Source organism: Streptomyces hebeiensis (assembly GCF_052983195.1).
The window spans coordinates 276,143-292,714 of the sequence record NZ_CM129812.1; the positions used below are offsets into that span (position 1 = coordinate 276,143).

At 68.6% G+C, this 16,572-nt stretch carries 13 protein-coding genes and 1 pseudogene; 6 read left to right on the forward strand and 8 right to left on the reverse strand.

Features of this window, described 5'->3' with window-relative positions; all coding sequences use genetic code 11:
• Nucleotides 1–30: 30 nt before the first annotated feature.
• The 3 genes from ACU6P3_RS01210 to ACU6P3_RS01220 all read right to left on the reverse strand — a co-directional run bounded on the left by ACU6P3_RS01210 (nucleotide 31) and on the right by ACU6P3_RS01220 (nucleotide 4,513).
• Complete coding sequence (locus ACU6P3_RS01210; protein ID WP_447195491.1) at nucleotides 31–1,680, reverse strand: glycoside hydrolase family 27 protein; 1,650 nt, start codon at nucleotides 1,678–1,680, stop codon at nucleotides 31–33.
• Between the two features lie 159 nt (nucleotides 1,681–1,839).
• Nucleotides 1,840–2,682, reverse strand: coding sequence for a CE1 family esterase (locus ACU6P3_RS01215; RefSeq protein WP_447195492.1), 843 nt, complete (start codon nucleotides 2,680–2,682; stop codon nucleotides 1,840–1,842).
• A 175-nt stretch (nucleotides 2,683–2,857) separates the two neighbouring features.
• Nucleotides 2,858–4,513 (reverse strand): glycoside hydrolase family 43 protein, encoded by a 1,656-nt coding sequence (locus ACU6P3_RS01220; RefSeq protein WP_447195493.1) that lies wholly within the window; start codon nucleotides 4,511–4,513, stop codon nucleotides 2,858–2,860.
• A gap of 322 nt (nucleotides 4,514–4,835) precedes the next feature.
• On the opposite strand from ACU6P3_RS01220, the gene ACU6P3_RS01225 reads away from it, so the two are divergent.
• Together ACU6P3_RS01225 and ACU6P3_RS01230 are read left to right on the forward strand one after the other, a co-directional pair.
• Complete coding sequence (locus ACU6P3_RS01225; RefSeq protein ID WP_447195494.1) at nucleotides 4,836–5,858, forward strand: LacI family DNA-binding transcriptional regulator; 1,023 nt, start codon at nucleotides 4,836–4,838, stop codon at nucleotides 5,856–5,858.
• A gap of 281 nt (nucleotides 5,859–6,139) precedes the next feature.
• Nucleotides 6,140–6,601, forward strand: coding sequence for a pyridoxamine 5'-phosphate oxidase family protein (locus ACU6P3_RS01230; RefSeq protein ID WP_447195495.1), 462 nt, complete (start codon nucleotides 6,140–6,142; stop codon nucleotides 6,599–6,601).
• Nucleotides 6,602–6,768: 167 nt separating this feature from the next.
• Here ACU6P3_RS01230 and ACU6P3_RS01235 read toward each other — a convergent pair whose 3' ends face one another.
• The gene (locus ACU6P3_RS01235) at nucleotides 6,769–7,344 is read right to left on the reverse strand and encodes a CGNR zinc finger domain-containing protein (RefSeq protein WP_447195496.1); all 576 of its coding nucleotides are present in this window, start codon (nucleotides 7,342–7,344) and stop codon (nucleotides 6,769–6,771) included.
• A gap of 82 nt (nucleotides 7,345–7,426) precedes the next feature.
• Between ACU6P3_RS01235 and ACU6P3_RS01240 the strand changes: the two genes are divergently transcribed.
• Complete coding sequence (locus ACU6P3_RS01240) at nucleotides 7,427–8,599, forward strand: epoxide hydrolase family protein (protein WP_447195497.1); 1,173 nt, start codon at nucleotides 7,427–7,429, stop codon at nucleotides 8,597–8,599.
• A gap of 44 nt (nucleotides 8,600–8,643) precedes the next feature.
• On the opposite strand, the gene ACU6P3_RS01245 is transcribed toward ACU6P3_RS01240, so the two are convergent.
• Nucleotides 8,644–8,805: a hypothetical protein gene (locus ACU6P3_RS01245; protein ID WP_447195498.1), complete on the reverse strand. Its 162-nt coding sequence runs from the start codon at nucleotides 8,803–8,805 to the stop codon at nucleotides 8,644–8,646.
• Between the two features lie 149 nt (nucleotides 8,806–8,954).
• Nucleotides 8,955–9,983, reverse strand: a complete 1,029-nt coding sequence (locus ACU6P3_RS01250; protein WP_447195499.1) for a sugar phosphate isomerase/epimerase family protein — start codon at nucleotides 9,981–9,983, stop codon at nucleotides 8,955–8,957.
• Between the two features lie 315 nt (nucleotides 9,984–10,298).
• Between ACU6P3_RS01250 and ACU6P3_RS01255 the strand changes: the two genes are divergently transcribed.
• Both ACU6P3_RS01255 and ACU6P3_RS01260 read left to right on the forward strand, forming a co-directional pair.
• Entirely contained in the window at nucleotides 10,299–11,567 is a 1,269-nt protein-coding gene (locus ACU6P3_RS01255; RefSeq protein WP_447195500.1) for an ROK family transcriptional regulator, read from the forward strand.
• Nucleotides 11,568–11,687: 120 nt separating this feature from the next.
• Nucleotides 11,688–11,873 (forward strand): annotated as a pseudogene (locus tag ACU6P3_RS01260) (hypothetical protein); the annotation flags it as partial.
• A gap of 80 nt (nucleotides 11,874–11,953) precedes the next feature.
• On the opposite strand, the gene ACU6P3_RS01265 reads toward ACU6P3_RS01260, so the two are convergent.
• Nucleotides 11,954–13,075, reverse strand: a complete 1,122-nt coding sequence (locus ACU6P3_RS01265; protein ID WP_447195501.1) for an aminotransferase class V-fold PLP-dependent enzyme — start codon at nucleotides 13,073–13,075, stop codon at nucleotides 11,954–11,956.
• A 482-nt stretch (nucleotides 13,076–13,557) separates the two neighbouring features.
• Between ACU6P3_RS01265 and ACU6P3_RS01270 the strand changes: the two genes are divergently transcribed.
• Entirely contained in the window at nucleotides 13,558–14,523 is a 966-nt protein-coding gene (locus tag ACU6P3_RS01270) for a glycoside hydrolase family 6 protein (protein WP_447195502.1), read from the forward strand.
• Nucleotides 14,524–14,775: 252 nt separating this feature from the next.
• On the opposite strand, the gene ACU6P3_RS01275 is transcribed toward ACU6P3_RS01270, so the two are convergent.
• Nucleotides 14,776–16,539, reverse strand: coding sequence for a DUF6055 domain-containing protein (locus tag ACU6P3_RS01275; RefSeq protein ID WP_447195503.1), 1,764 nt, complete (start codon nucleotides 16,537–16,539; stop codon nucleotides 14,776–14,778).
• Nucleotides 16,540–16,572: the final 33 nt, after the last annotated feature.

A 16,572-nucleotide genomic window follows, 5' to 3' on the forward strand; every position in this document is an offset into this window, starting at 1 on the left:
ATGGCGCGTGGCCCTGCTGCCCGGGATGCCTCAGGTGCGAGCCCACCTCTGGCTCGGCCGGCCGTCGCAGGTCCACAGGACCGCGGCGGTCCCGTTGGTGGTGCCCGCCTGGTTGACGTCGAGGCACAGTCCCGAGAGGACGCTACGGACCGAGCCGTCGGATGCGAGCGTCCACTTCTGGTTGTCCTGCCCGTTGCACGGCCAGGTGACCACGGGGGTGCCATTGCTGGTGCCCCGGTCGTAGGCGTCCAGGCACTTGTCGCCGTAGACGCGGATCTCGCCTCCGGTCCAGGTCGTCCAGGACTGGTTCGCCGCGGTGTGGCAGTCCCAGATCAGTACGGTGGCGCCGGAGGCGGTGGAGGCGTTGTCGACGTCCAGGCAACGGCCCGAGCCGGCACCGCGCAGTCGGGATGTCGTGCTCTCCAGCGGTGCGCCGCCGGTCACCCGGTAGACCGCGACGCCGTGTGCCGGCACGTTCGCGGAAATCTGGCCACCGGTGGTGGACGTGGCGCCGGTCCACAGGTCGGTCAGGGCGAACGATCCACCGGACAGGCCGACTTGGACCGCCGTAGTGGTGATCGTGGTGCTTTCGCCGCCGCGATTGAACAGGCCGACGGCGACCGAGCCGTCGGACAGGGGCTTGGCGAACACCTCGGTGGCCCCGTCGTCGCGCACCCGTCGTCCGCCCGCGCCCAGAGGGTCCTGGTTCACAGCCAGCAGGCGCGGGTTGCGCAGGATGGTGCTGACGTCGGCGGACATGGTGCGGATGTCGTTGCCCGCCATGAGCGGCGCGGCCATCAGGGCCCACAGCGCGAAGTGCGACCGGGCCTCGGTCAGTGTGAGCCCCGGTCTGCCGACCACCAGCATGTCCGGGTCGTTCCAGTGTCCGGGACCGGCCTGGGCGGCCAAGGGGGCGTTGACGTCGACGACGTTGCCCACGCCCATGGGGTAACTGTTCGTGTTGCCGTTCTGCCAGATGTCCAGCAGATCCTCGGTGGTGCGCCACAGGTCGGCGACCTGGCTCCAGTTGTACGCGGCACCCGTGATGGCATGGAAGCTGTTGGGGTTGATGCTGTAGACGATGGGACGTCCTGTTGCGCGTAAGGCGTCTCGCATCAGCGTGAACCGGGCGATCTGTTCCTCGCGGGTGCCTTCGGGAGAGCACCAGTCATACTTCAGGTAGTCCACGCCCCAGGAGGCGAAGGCGTTGGCGTCCTGTACCTCGTGGCCCTTGCTGCCGGTCGAGCCGGGGTAGCTGCCTACGCGCTGAGCACAGGTGCGCTCGGTGGGCACCTGATAGATCCCGAATTTGAGCCCCCGGCTGTGGATGTAGTCGCCCAGTGCCCTCATACCGCTGGGGAACCTCGTCGGATGCGCGCGCAGATTGCCTTGGGCGTCGCGCTGGGGGTCGAACCAGCAGTCGTCGACGACGACGTACTCGTAACCGGCGTCCCGCATCCCCGAACTCACCATGGAGTCGGCGGCCTGGCGGATGACCGTCTCGTTGACGTTGTCGCAGCCGAAGCTGTTCCAGCTGTTCCACCCCAGCGGCGGGGTGAGCGCCGGACTCCCGGGGGCGGCCTGCGCCGGCGACTGCACCGGCGCGGAGGAGAGCAGCGTCAGCGCAACAGCCGCCGCTGCCAGCAGACGCGGAAGACGTCCGCAGGGTGAGGTACGCATTGTCGGGCCCTTTCACGATGGACCTGGGCGCCGGGCCGCGTCGAGCCGCGGCCGTCGGCGATGGCGTGAGCATGACATTAGGTGGGGCGGACCGTCCGATGAGCGCGTCCGGGGGCGAATCCCGGCAGTGGTCCACCCCCGGGTGCTCGTGCCGTCGGGCTAGAACTGCGTGAAGAACCTCCACGTCTCACCGGGGAGCCAGGTTCGGGAGCCGCTGTCACCGGCGGCTCCGTCCTGCGGGGCGGCGATGTGTCCGCCGTCGAACGCGGCCCAGACGACCGGACGTCCGGCCGCGCATCCCGCGTAGGTGGTGGAGATGTGCCGCAGGCTGCCCTGGGACGGCTCGGGCGGGTTCTGGGCGGTGCAGCCGTTGTTCCTGACGAACCGGTCGCGCAGCGCGCGTCCGCCTGCGATGTTGTCGCTGACGCCGTGCGCCGCGAAGTACGCGACGGCGCCGGTGCCGCCCGCACACCCGCTGATCTGGCCGGGAGGGCCGTAGGCCGCGACCGCTCGGAAGACGTTCGGCCGGGAGCAGGCGAGCGAGTAGCTCATGGCGCCGCCGTAGCTGAAGCCCAGGGCGAATCGCCGCGTCGTGTCGACGCAGAGATCTCCCTCGATCCTCCTGAGGAGGTCGTCGACGAAGGTCACGTCCTCGCCGCCGGAATTGGCCCAGGCGTTGTCGAGGCCCTGGGGTGCGACGAAGATGGCACTGTTGTTGGCCAGCCGCTTGAGCCCGTAGTAGGACCAGACCTCCCGCTCCACGGTCTGCCCGGTGGCGACGTCGGTGGCGGTGCCGCCCCACCAGTGGAAACCCAGGAGCAGCCGGTAGGAGCGGTTGCGGTCGTAGTTGTCGGGGACGTCCAGGATGAAGCTGCGGTTCTTGCCGCCGCTCTGGATGGTGTACGTGCCGTCCCGAAGAGTCGGGGCCTGGCCGCATCCGGCGGCCGCCGAGGCGGTGCCGGCCTGCGTGGCGGACGTGCTTTCGCCATGGCTGCTGCTCACCGCCGGGCCGCTCGTGGCCATGACGAGCGCTGCCGCGACGGCGACAGGTACGAGTAAGAGCTTACGCAGTGACATGGCACGACTCCGCGCGGTGGTGGACGGTGGGCATGGACACGCTCTTCTCCTTCCGTTCATGCGAGCGGCCGGCGCGGGCAACGGTGCGCGACGGACGTGTTCATGGCGTGGTCAGCTCGAAGCGGCTGACGGTCACGATGCCGCCGAGCGCCTGGGTGGCGTGGTTGAAGATGGCGTAGCGGTAGCCCATGAAGAACTGCCAGGCGTTGTTGAGGGTGAAGGCGGGGCCGAAAGTGGTGTAGGTGGTGCCGTTGGTGCTGTAGGAGAAGCGGGCCTGGCGGCCGGTGCCGGGGCGGATGTCGGCGGCGGCACGCAGCCAGACGCGGCTGCCGGTGATGGCCGTGGTGGCGCGTTCGGTGCCGGTGCCGGTGGTGTTCCAGTTGCTGTCCATGGTCAGGCCGTCGACCATGACCAGGCGGGTGGTGCCGTTGTCGCGTTTGAGGCCGATCCAGGCGGAGGAGTCGCGGAGCATCGCGAGGCCGGCCCGGTCGCCGTCGCGCATCTGGGCATGGTCGAGGGTGATGGTGGCGGTGGAGGTGGGGCCCTGGATGCGGTGGGTGAGGGTGTTGCGGGCGGTGTAGAGGTCGTTGGTGACGGTGGCGGTGGTCAGGCGTAGGCCGTTGTTGACTGCCCATCGGCCGTTGTCGGGGTTGTGGTTCCACTCCCAGGCGGGTTTGAGGGTGGTCCCCTGGAAGGTGTCGACGCCGGTGAGGGGTTCGACCTGACGGGGTGGTGGGGGGAGGCTGGGAGAGGTGTAGGTGGTGCCCCAGGCGCCGTTCACGAGTTGCAGTTGTGGCCAGCCGTCGGATGTCCAGGTGACGGGGGCGAGGGCGGGGACGCGTCCGCCGGGGTAGGCGTCGACGAAGGCCAGGTAGTACCACTGGCCGTTCTGGGTCTGGACGAGCCCGCCCTGATGCGGGACACCGCCGCCAGGGATCGGTCCTGGCAGGTTGAGAAGGACCTGACGCAGGGTGTAGGGGCCGAAGGGGCCCGAGGTGGACTTGAGGATGTACTGCCCGTTGGCCGGGCGGGTGAGGAAGATGTAGTAGTTCCCGTTGATCTTGTAGAAGCGGGAGCCCTCCAGGGTTCCGATACTGGCGGGGGTGGAGAAGACCTGCTGGGCGCGGACCTGGCTGCGGGCGTCCGGGGAGAGTTGGGCGACGCTGATCTGGGAGTTGCCGTAGGCCACGTAGAGGGTGTTGTCGGTGTCGACGAGCAGCCCCGCGTCGTAGTAGACGTTCGGCAGGTCCGCGTGCCGGGCCCAGGGGCCCTCGACCGATGTGGCGGAGTAGATGTAGGTGCGGGCGAAGTCGATCTGGCCCAGCCAGTAGAACGTGCGGTTGCCCGGCCGGTAGGCCAGCGACGACGCCCAGATGCCCCGCACGTAGCCACGCCCGCCGTTCAGGTCGTATTTGGCCCCGAAGTCCAGACGTGGCACCGAGTGGCCGGCGAACTCCCAGTTGACCAGGTCGTAGGAGCGCAGAATCGGCGCACCGGGCGAGTAGTGCATCGTCGAGGCCGAGCAGTAGTACGTGTCACCGACCCGGATGATGTCGATGTCGGCGAAGTCCTGCCAGATCACCGGATTCGTGAACGAGGCTGCGGCAACCTGAGGCTCCTGGGTCGCCGCACGAGGTGACGCGGCGTGTGCCGGCCGCGCGCCGACCAGTGGCATCGCGGTTCCCGCGGCCAGTCCGGTGGCGGTGGTCAGTATTCCCCGTCGGCTGGGGAAGTGGGGCTGTGCGGATGCGGACATGGGAATCACTCTTCTCGGCGTGGGGGGGGAAGGCCGGGAGTGCGGCGAGGGTCGTCATGCCTCGCGGGGTTCGCCGAAGTGATGGTGGACAAGGAAGACCCCGGGGATGGGAATTGGGAGCGCTCCCATTGCGGGGCGCGCAGAAAGACCCCTCTTCATCGCGGGCTCCTGACAAATGAATTCGGGAAGTACTGCCGATCGTTGTGGTCGTGAGAGGAACGTAGGAGCGCCCTCCTATGGCGTCAAGCCCCTGTGACGGCCTTGTCGCACAACGAGAGTGCTCTCTTCGAAAGGATCGGAACGAGCCAGTACACTGCCCGGCATGTCCTCAGTCGACGGCCGCCAGGACGAACCGCTGACCATCGCGCAGATCGCGAAGCGTGCGGGCGTCTCCGTGGCCACGGTCTCCAAGGTCGTCAACGGGCGGGCCGATGTGGCCCCGGCGACCCGCTCGCTGATCGAGGACATCATCCGCCGGCACGGGTACCGGCGACAGAAGGCGGCAGGGCCCGCCGCCCTGCTCGAACTGGTCTTCCATGAGGTGCGCGGCCCCTACCCGACCGAGATCTACCGCGGCGTCCGGCGAGTGGCCGTGGAACACCAACTGGCCGTAGTCGTATCCGAGTTACGGGGCGACCACACCCCGGGGCGAGACTGGGTCGCGGGCGTGCTGGCCCGCCGCCCGATCGGTGTCATCTCCGTGTTCGCGGGCCCCAGCGACGAGCAGGCAGAACAACTACGAACCCGCGGTATACCGTTCGCGCTGGTCGACCCGACCGGATACCCCGGCCACGGCGCCCCGTCGGTGAGCGCGAGTAACTGGAGCGGCGGCCTGTCGGCGACCCGACACCTCCTGGAGCTCGGGCACCGGCGCATCGCCGTCATCACGGGGCCGGAGCACGCCCTGGCCGGCCGGGCCAGGCTCGACGGCTACCGGGCCGCCCTCGACATGGCCGGCATTCCGATCGACCCCGCCCTCGTCCGCATCGGCGACTTCCAGATCCTGGACGGGCTCAAGCACACCCGTGACCTGCTGCGCCTCCCGGAGCCGCCGACCGCCGTCTTCGCCGGCAACGACGGCCAGGCGCTCGGCGTCTACCGCGCGGCGGTCGAGGCGGGTATACGCGTTCCCGAGGACCTGAGCGTCGTCGGATTCGACGACCTCTTCCCGAGCCGCTGGCTGACCCCGCCACTGACCACCGTGCGCCAACCGCTCGCCGAGATGGCCGCCACCGCCGCCGGCATGGTGATCACCCTCGCCCAGGGCCGCCCGCTCGAGCGCGGACGCGAAGAACTCGCCACCGAGCTCGTCATCCGCGAGAGCACCGCTTGCTTTCGGGGCTGACAGCCGAAACCTGTCGGAACGGGTTGACGCCGCCCGAACTCCGCCTATCATCGATGCCCGTCCGATAGCTCGACAGTCGTTCAGCGTGCTGAACCTGCCACACGCTTCGGAGCGCAGCACCCTTGCGCCGCGCACGCGGACAACGTGCTGGACGATCGCGGAGCGGGGCGGGAATCGACCCCGCACCCCATGCGGCACCTGCCGCTGAGGGTTCATCGGTCGCTGGGAGTAGGCCCTGCGCCTCAGGCGCGCCTCGCGCCTGGTGGCTAGGGTCGGTCCCCATGGAGACCACGGGAATCGTTCGCCGCCAGACGGCACAGCGTATGCGCGACACTCTGGAGCGGCTCGTCACCGAGCGGGATGTGTGGGTGTCGACGGCTCACCCTGATCACGGGCCGCACCAGGTGCCACTGTGGTTCTTGTGGGACGGGCGAGCAGTGTGGATGTGCACCAGCGCAACTTCCGTGACCGCACAAAACGTCCGCAATGAGCCACGCGTGCGCCTGGCTCTACCGGACACCTTCGACGTGGTGCTCCTCCAGGGTGAGGCGGAGTGTTTCCCGGACCAGGAGGTGCCGGGAGACGCAGCGGAGGCGTTCGCCGACAAGTTCGGGTGGGATCCACGCCTGGAGGAGGGTTCCTTTCTGTATGTACGCGTGGTCCCGAGTACTGTGCGCGCTTGGCGCGGCGAGCCGGAACTGCGCGGAAGAGTCATCATGCGCGACGGCACGTGGCTGGAATAACGGCCGTCACCCGCCGACGTGCCTCTCTCGCAACACGATCGCCATCTGGAGTACCCACCTCGGCGTTTCAGCAGTGACAACCGGGCCGGCGGCTTACCCATTCGGCGCCCGAGGAGCCGATGAACGTCCCCGCATGGGGCCACACTTGGATGTACCGAGGGTAAGGATCACTCCGCCGATCTGGGGCTTCCGCGCTGGTTGGCACGGAAGCGCGCTTTCTTCTGACGATTCCCACACGTGTTCATGTCACACCATTTACGGGTGCGACTTTGACTGGTGTCGAAGAAGGCGGCTTGACAGGTTGGCGATGCGCACAAGGCCAATCTCCCGTCTCGTTCGCCCGCGATGATGCTGATCGCGTCGGCGGCGATCACGCTGAGGGCGTCTTCCACACAGGAAGCCGAGCTGAGCCGCCAATGCCGCTTGCCGTCGGCCGTCAGGATCGCCGCGGCACGACCCTGAGCACTGCAGTCGTTGATGACTTGGACAGCAGGTGCGGGGAGAGCGTCCTGAATCGCGGCCGCTGTCGCGGCAGCGTGAATCGACTCCCTCAGCTCCCGGGCGAGGTCGAGCTGGGCAGTGGTGCAGGAGTCCACGGCGAGACCGTTGACCGCCAGCCAGTCCACGAGTCGGTGCGGCACGGGAATGCGCTCCACAGCGGTGCCATGACGCTCCGACAGGGTCCCCGTGAAGCTGGTCGCCAGCACGCTACCGAGGCGGAAGTCAGGGAACCCAGCAGACATGGAACCACCTTAGCAGGTTGCACACAGGCATGAAGGGATGCTAGAACCATCTAAGCCGGTTCCGCGATGGCCAGGAGGTCTCATGCCCCGCCCCACCAGCGACGTGCAAGCATGTGAAGCCCACGCAACTGACGGTGACCTCGACGATCTACGGGCGCGACTGGCCGCGGCGCGGCTACCGGAAGCCGAGACGGTCCATCGCGCCGCGCCCGGCCCTCGCCGATGGGAACAGGGTGTTCCTCTCGCCGACCTCATCGATGTCGTGAGCTACTGGCGCGCCGGGTACAACTGGCGGTCGTTCGAAGAGCGCCTCAACCGGATCGGCCAGTTCCGCACGACCATTGCCGATCTGGGAATCCACTTCCTGCACCGCCGTTCGGCGCGCGCGGATGCCACTCCCCTGATCTTGACGCACGGCTGGCCGGGCAGCATTGCCGAGTTCACCGACATAGTGGACGAGCTGGCAGATCCGAAAGACGCGGACGCGCCGGCGTTCCACGTCGTGGTTCCCTCACTACCGGGCTTTGGTTACAGCGACAAGCCGGCCACCACCGGGTGGGGAACCGAAAAGATCGCGGTCGCATGGGTGGAACTGATGGGAAGGCTCGGCTACAGCAAGTTCGCGGCCCACGGCGGCGACTGGGGAGGCAATATCACCACGGTTCTCGGCGGCAGGTTCCCGGAGCACGTTCTCGGCATCCACACCACGTTCGCGGAGGGGCCGCCCGGGTTGACAACGGACGGGCTGACGGCGGTCGAACGCACGTGGACCGAGCAAACCCGCGATTTCTGGCGCCACCGCGCGGCGTACGCGAAACAGCAGGCGACCCGACCGCAGACCATCGGCTACTCCCTCGTCGACTCACCGGTCGGGCTTCTCGCCTGGATCCTTGACAAGTTCGCCGAGTGGTCGGACACCGAAGACAGCCCGTTCGAGACGATTTCCATAGACAGCGTTCTTGACAACGTCACCCTGTATTGGCTGACACGGACCGGCGCATCGGCGGCCCGCATTTACTACGAAAGCCACAACTCGCTCGATCCGGAACTCCGGGTCGACGTCCCGTCAGCAATCAGCATGTACCCCCGCGACATCGAGAAGTGTCCGCGCCCCTGGGCACAGGAACGGTACCGACAGATCGTCCGATGGAGGTCGCCCGAAACCGGGGGACATTTCCCGTCGCTGGAGGTTCCCCAGTATTTCGTCAAAGATCTGCAAGAAGGCCTCGCGGCAGTGCTGGCCGCTCATCGGTGAACGCGGCGAGGTCCTGCGGCGAGGGACCGTTGTCACGGCCCTGTTCACGCCGGGGGGTGGAGATGGATGCGCTGTCCGTCGTGATCGAGTATGACGAGGATCTCCGTCGGACCGCCGTGTGCCTTGATGGCGTGCGGGATCATGGTGGAGAACTCGGCGGCCCGGCCGGCCTCGACGCGTATGGCGCGTTCGCCGATCGTCCCCATGCAGCCGGGGTGTCCCGCCCGCGTCGGTACACCTGTGGGAACGCGGCTGACGGGTGGTTTGTCCGCGAGGGCGGCGTGGCCGCGCGAACGCGCCGATCCGGGTCCCGCCCAGGACTCAGTGGGACCCCGACCCGGTATGCCCGCTCCTCCTACTTGCGTCGGGAGGTGTTGATGCTCCCCAGAGTGCTGCAGCCTCGCCAGACCGTGTTCGCGGGCCCGGGCGGGTTGCGGGTCAGGTCGCCGGCGTCGTCGTGCTCCAGGAAGAACCGGTAGTGCCGGAGGTCCTTGAGTGCGGACAGTGCGCGGGTCCAGTCGATGTCGCCCTTCCCGACGTCGACGAACCGGAATTTCCTTCCTCCCGCGCGGGTGCCCGCAGCCGCCGTGCGGTTGCCGTCCGGGTCCCACTTGATGTCCTTGATGTGGAACGCGATGAATCGCTTCCCGTGCTTCTTTATCCACCAGTACGGATCCTCGCCGGCGACCGCGACCCAGCCCAGGTCGACCTCGAAGTTGACGTACCGGGGGTCGGTGTACTCGAGCAAGGTGTTGTAGAGCGGGACGCCGTTCTCGAGGGCGAACTCGCTGTCGTGGTTGTGGAAGAAGAAGCCGCCGAAGCCCTGCGAAACGGCGTGCTCGCCGCACTCGTTGAACTTTTCCGCCAGGGCCTTGAAGCCATCGCTGGTGTTCCCGCCGGATCCGGCACCGGGGAAGCCGAACATGCTGCCCGTGCCGACATGGGGAAACCTACCCAGCGTCTGGGCGTCCTCGAAGATCTGCATCCTGCCGTCGTGGGTCAGCCACGGGTTCGGGAGGTTGGCTCCGCGTGGGCCGAAGTGGTTGCTCACGATGCGAAGCCCGTGCGACTGGACGATGGACCTGAGCTGGGCCGTCGTCTTCGTGTAGTAGTCGCCGGCGAGCTCGAGCTCCCGGACACCGGCGTCGTGGACCGTCTCCAGGGCGATTTCGAGGTTCTTGTAGTCGCTGCCGATCAACTGGCGGACGGTGAAGATCTGCAAGCCGACGCGGTCGGCCGGAATCACGTTCGGCCCGCCACTGGGCCGGTCCTGCGGTGAGGATGCAAGGGCGGAGGCCGGGCTCGCATGGGCGGTGAGCGCTCCGGTGGCCAGCACGCCGGCACCGGCGCCGAGCACGGCGCGACGACTCAACTCGTTTTCCACAGGCTCTCCTTCTGTATTCGCGCGGCCCTACGGCCATCGCTTTCCAGCGCTGCGGTGCCGACCATAGGACGACGGCAGAACTTTCAACAAGAGTCCGACAGAAGTCTGTAGATCAGCGTGCATAAGTGGGTCGGGCCGACAACAGACAGGTGGCATCTCTGGCCGGGCAGTGCCGACGGGCTTGTGGACGCCGGCTCCGGCCTGGCCGAGGACGCTGCCGTCGGTACCCTTGTCACTACTTGTCCCGCTTTGGCGCCAGTTGCTTCTCGGACACCACGATCGCCTCATGGCGCCGTCGTGTGATTCACTTCGACCATGCCCCAGTCCGCATCCGCGCCACGCGCGCCGGTTCCTCGCGACGCGGCGGCCACGGGCGGCTTCGCCGGACCCGGCTCCGGGTCTCCCGGCGCCGGGGAGTTACTCCAACTACTTCGCGACGGGCGGCCCCGGACCCGTGCTGAGCTGGCCAGACTCACCGGACTGGCCCGGTCCACCGTCAACATCCGCGTCGATGCCCTGCTCGCCAGCGGTCTACTCGCCCCCTCGGGCAGGGCGGCCTCGACCGGCGGCCGCCCTCCGGCCAGATTCGCCTTCAATCCACGGGCTCGGGTCGTGGTCGGCGCCGACCTCGGGGCCACTCACGGAAATGTCGCCCTGACCGATCTCACCGGCCGCCCCCTGGCCGAGGCCGCCGAGCGTGTCGACATCTCGGCAGGGCCGATCACAGTCCTCGACTGGGTCGTCGCGACGATACGACGACTGCTCGACGAGGCGGACCGGAACGTCGAGGACCTGGTCGGCGTCGGGATCGGCCTGCCGGGCCCGGTCGAGCACTCGAGCGGCAGGCCCATATGCCCGCCCATCATGCCGGGGTGGGACGGCTATGACGTACCGGGACACGTGCGGCGCCACTGGGACGTTCCGGTGCTCGTCGACAACGACGTCAACCTCATGGCCCTCGGCGAGCACGTGACGGCCCACCCGGAGCTCGATCACCTCCTGTTCATCAAGGTCGCCACCGGGATCGGCGCGGGGATCATCAGTGGTCGTCGCCTGCTCCGGGGCGCGGTCGGAGCGGCCGGCGACCTCGGCCACGTGGCGGCCCCCCATGTCTCCGACGTCCTGTGCACGTGCGGCAACACGGGATGCCTTGAGGCCGTCGCGAGTGGCCGCGCGATCATCGAACACCTCACCGCAGTCGGCGTTCCGGCCGCGACGAACAGTGATGTCGTCGCGCTCGTCCGCGACGGCAATATCGCTGCCGCGCAGGCAGTTCGTCAGGCCGGACGCACAATCGGCGAAATCATCGCGACCTGCGTGAGCCTGCTCAACCCCGAGCTCGTCGTCATCGGTGGTTCACTCGTCCAAGCCGGCGAGAGTCTCATCGCCGGGGCGCGAGAGGTCGTCTACGGCCGCACGCACCCTCTCGCCACCGCCCGCCTCCAGATCGTGCCGGCAACGACCGGCATCCGGTCCGGCGTCATCGGCGCGGCGGTCATGGCCATCCAGCACGCCCTCGCCGCCGATCGCCTCGACGCGGCACTCGCCGGCGCGTCATCGCCTCCGACCACGGCCGGCGAATGACCCCTTCACGAACGGCGAGCGGTCCGACGAGCGGGCCCCGGGTGATGTCCCGGCCGGCTGTCCCTTCCCTGCTCGAGACCATCACCGTGGTGGTACGGATGAGTGCAGAGGTGGGGAAGCGTGGCCGTTGTGGTTCTGCTCGGTGTCTTGGCGATCGCCGTCGCTGGGTGTGTATGTGTGGTGTGGGCCGAGCGCGGAGGGCCCGGCTGGGTCCGTGCCGTGGCGACCGTGACGCTCGCGGCGGGTGGCCTGGTGCGCCGCTCGAGCAAGAACCGGCGACACAGCCTGAACCGGTCAAGCGACGACGGCATTTCTTCGTCCTCGCCGCGGTGCGCGTCCGCCGACGCCTTCTGGACGCTGTCCGACCGGACGAACTCGGGCACGGATCACAACGGTTCTCCCAGAACGGTCAGAACCGCGTCGAGCGCGGTCGGCGTGGTGGTCGCGTGAACGCTGAAACGTATGCGGTCCTCCCCGTGCACGGTTGCGGTCACGCCCGCCGCGGCGAGCCGTTCGTGGAGAGCCGGGGCGTCACCGTGCCGAGTGCCCACCACCACAAGCCCCGCGCGTTCGCGGGGCGAAACGGGCGACAGTACCGGCATCCCCGCGGCGAGGAGCCGGTCGATGAAGGCCGTCACCGTGTCCTCGACGCGGCGCTGGACGGTGGCGACCCCGACCGATTCCAACTGCGCGAGGGCCGTCGCGAGCGCCCCGGAGGCGAACGGTGATCCGTTGGTCGTCGAGAAGCGCTGTGCGCCGGGGAGCGGGTCGTGGGGCACGCCGTCGTAGTGCGTGGGCCTTTCGACACCGGTCCAGCCGCCGAGAAGGGGCCGCAGGCGCGCGAGGCCCCGGGGGGACAGTGCCACGAACCCCGTGCCCCACCCCGCTCTGAGCCACTTCTGACCGCCGACGACGAGCGCGTCGGCCAGGGTCCAGTCGGCGTCGACGACACCGAATCCCTGGATGCCGTCGACCACGAGGAGACGGTCGCCGATCGCCGAACGGATGCCGGCGAGGTCGGCGCGGACCCCGGTGCGGAAGTCGACCGCGCTGACCGCCACCGCGACGGTGTCCGGCGTGAGGGCGGCTGCCACGCGTTCGGGCGTTACCGGCGCGAGCTCGTTTCCGGGCACGGCGGGCAGAGTGCGCACGGCGATGAGCCCCGCGTCCTGTGCTCGCCACCACGCGTACAGATTCGAGGGGAACTCCGCACCGCTGACGAGCACCGCGCCGCGCGGCAGGCCGAAGGCGATCTGGAGGAGGCCGAGCGACGTGCTGGACGTCAGCACCACCGCGCTCCGGTCGAACCCGGTAAGACGCGCGACAGCCGCGAGCGCGTTCTCGTCCTCCGCGTGCAGTCCCGCCGAGGGCACACCCGCGCTCGCGTCGGCCGTCAGCCGGCCGATCGTCTCCACGACCGCGCGCGACGGTGGTCCGTAGCTGCCGAAGTTGAGGTACCCGGTCGGCTCGGCGAAGGAGGCGAGGTAGTCGTCGAGTTCCGCCGTCACGCGAGCGCCCCCTGAAGGAACTATCGGGTATGCGTGCGGGCGACCACCCGTCACCTGCCTGAGAACTACGCAGTATACGCGTCCACTCCGAGCCGACCAGCGCCGGGCGTGCGGAGTTCATACGGCCGCGCCGGTGGAACACCGAGCAGCCGAGGGAAGGCGACGCCGAGGACCGGGGAGCGTATTCCGTGCCGGGGGACGGCTGAACTCTGTCCTCATCAAACGAAAGGCGGGACGCACGTCGGCTCTTGACAGGCTGGTCAGCAGACCACACCATACCGGTCACACCCGGCGGCTTTCAGCGCGCTGGGACCGCCTCCGAATGGGAGCGCTCCCATGATGTGCTGCCGGCCCTGCGAGTGTGCGTCCCTGCCGGACGGCCCATGCACAAGGGGACGTCGTACCACCGCGCTTCCTCAGCGCGTCGCATGCTCGGGACGAGAGCGTGCGACGCATCCCTGCCAGGAAATCGAGGTACAGTCATGCGCCGCAGAATCCGCGCCCTCATGGCAGCGTTCGCCGCTCTGCCGCTGGCGCTCGCCTTCGCACCGTCCGCCCACGCGGCCGACCCCACGACTATGACCAGCGGGTTCTACGCGGACCCCGACTCCAGCCCGAAGCGGTGGGCCGCCGCCAACCCCGGTGACGGCCGGGCGGCCGCGATCGGCGCGTCCATCGCCAACACTCCGATGGCCCGCTGGTTCGGCTCCTGGAGCGGCACCATCGGCACGGCCACGGGCGCGTACGCGGGGGCGGCGGACCAGAGGGACAAGCTGCCCGTCCTCGTCGCCTACAACATCTACAACCGCGACTACTGCGGCGGACACTCCGCGGGCGGAGCCGCCTCGCCGTCCGCCTACGCGAGCTGGATCGCGCAGTTCGCCGGCGGGATCGCCAACCGCCCGGCCGTCGTCCTCCTCGAACCGGACTCCCTCGGGGACTACGGCTGCATGACGCAGGGGCAGATCGACGAACGCGAGAGCATGCTCACCGGCGCCCTCGCCGAGTTCAACCGCCAGGCCCCCAACACCTGGGTCTACCTCGATGCCGGCAACCCGGTCTGGGCGACCCCGGCGACCATGGCCCAGCGTCTCCACGAAGCCGGCCTCCGACAGGCCCACGGCTTCTCGCTCAACATCTCCAACTACTTCACCACTGCCGAGAACACGGCCTACGGCAACTCCGTCAACAGCGAACTCAACGCCCGCTACGGCTACACCAAGCCGTTCGTCGTGGACACCAGCCGTAACGGCAACGGCTCCGACGGCCAGTGGTGCAACCCCTCCGGCCGCCGCATCGGCACCCCCACCCGGCTGGGCGGAGGCGCCGAGATGCTCCTGTGGGTCAAGACGCCGGGCGAGTCCGACGGCAACTGCGGCGTCGGGGCCGGATCCACGGCCGGACAGTTCCTCCCCGAGGTCGCCTACAAGATGATCTACGGCTACTGATCCAGGACCGCTGTCATCCGGTGCCCTCCGCGCCACCGTCCGGCGGCGGCGACGGGCAGGCGGCCGGTGATCCCGTCCCTGACCGGGCGTGCGAGTGCCGTGGTGCGTCCGGCCGGGACTGCGGGGTGCGCGACCGGAACCCGCGCGGTGCGAGTTCCGGTCTCCCACCTCATGAGTGCGGACCCCACGCCAACGGCCGGCCGGTGTGGAGGACTTCCCCACGGAGCCCCTGCGGCGAATCTCCGACTCAATTCACGAGGAGATCGCCAGATCGGCGCTGGGGAAGGCGGTGTACGACGGGTTTACGTCGGGCTCACCGCCGGCACCGTCACAGCGCCGGTCCGGATTGAACATCAGGTAGGTACCGGCACCGCAGGTCATGGCGAGTTCGGCGTCCCCGCCGACGACGATGTTCCCGGACAGGTTGGCACCACCCTGGATCAGTGCGTTGTCCTTGACCACGGCGTTGCCGCCGACGGTACCGCCGTTGACCCAGCCGAGCCCCTCGATACGGGCGTTGCCGGTGACCGTACCGGCGTAGACCGCGGCCTTCGGACCGACGTAGGCGGTGGCGGCGACGCTGGCCGTGTTCGAGACCCAGCCGCCGCCGTTGGAGTGCCAGTGCCCGCCGCCGGTCGCGGCCGGCTTGACGTGGCCGGGCTCGAAGCCTGACGGGGTGGCACCGGAGAGGCGGAACTCGTACGGAAAGCGCCGGGCCTTGGTGTATCCGTCCAGGAAGCCGTAGTGGGGCACCGCTGTCGGTGTGGCGGTGACCACCAGCCACACCTCGCTCTCGCCGGACTGCAGCTGGAAACTGATCTGCCCGTCGGTGCCCGAGCTCAGCGCCGAGTAGCGTGCCGTGCCGTTGCGCATCGCCACCAGCCCGAACGTCCAGCCGCTCGCGCCGGTCTCCGCGTGCCCCTTGAGGCGGATCTTCACCAGCCCGCCCGGCGACGAGGGCACAAGCTTGATCTTGTTGAAGCCGTAGTCCGAGGGCGCCACCCGCGCGTTGATCCGGTAGTGGCTCAGGCTCTGGTCGACGGCCTCGACGTTGCCTCCGTTGTACGCGTTGAGGAAGCCCGCGCCGTACACGTTCGTGATGAACGGCATCAGCGTCGAGCGGTTGCCGAAGTCGTAGTTGACGGTGCGGGTGGCGTACTCGCCGATCCGTCGGCCCAGTTCGGACTGGCTGATGCCGGTGATCCGGCGGTACGTCTCCAGCGGATGCTCGGTGCTGCGCGCCTCGTTCCACATCCGGTTGAACATGGCCAGTCCGTCGCGGTCCTTGATGTACTGCGCCAGCATCCAGTTGCCGTAGTGGTGCCGGCTGGAACTCCAGTACAGATTCTCCGAACGCAGCCAGCGCGTCAGGTCTCCGGCCGCGGTGGTGGGCAGCGCCTGCATCGCCATGAACTCGGCGCCGGTCTCCCAGAACGTGCCCGCGCTCGGATCGACGAAGCCGGCACCGGACCGGCCCAGAAACGTGTAGTTCTGGAAGACATGGGCCAGTTCGTGCGCCAGGCCCCACGACCCGGGCAGCGCGGCCCCCGGGGCGACGTTGATGATGCCGACCCTGTTGTCCACCGATCCGCCGGTGGCCCAGGCGTCCAGCTCGGTGCGGTTCCAGGTCCGGGTGACGATCACGATGATCTTGTGTTGCGCCAGCAGCCCGGTCTCCGGTGTGAAGGCCATCGTGTTGACGTAGAAGCTGTAGAGGTTCTCCAGCTGGGTGATGACACTGTTCGGGTCGAAGTTGTACGGCGCGGGCGCCGACACGGGATTGGTGCCGGACTTCTCGCCCCACAGCAGGACGAAGTTGGTGGACTCCCGGCTCCGGGAGGCGGACCAGGGCACCTCGCCCGACTGGGTCCATCTCGCCGGGATGTACACGGACTTCGCGGCGGGGGCCGAGGCGCGCGCCGTCGCCGGCGGCGCGACGGACGCACCGGTCACCAGCGTGAGAGTCAGTACGACAGCCAGGCACAGTGGCCGTAATCGAGAGCGAAGAAGCTTCATGGCGGAAACACCATCCCATTGAGGGCCGATGAT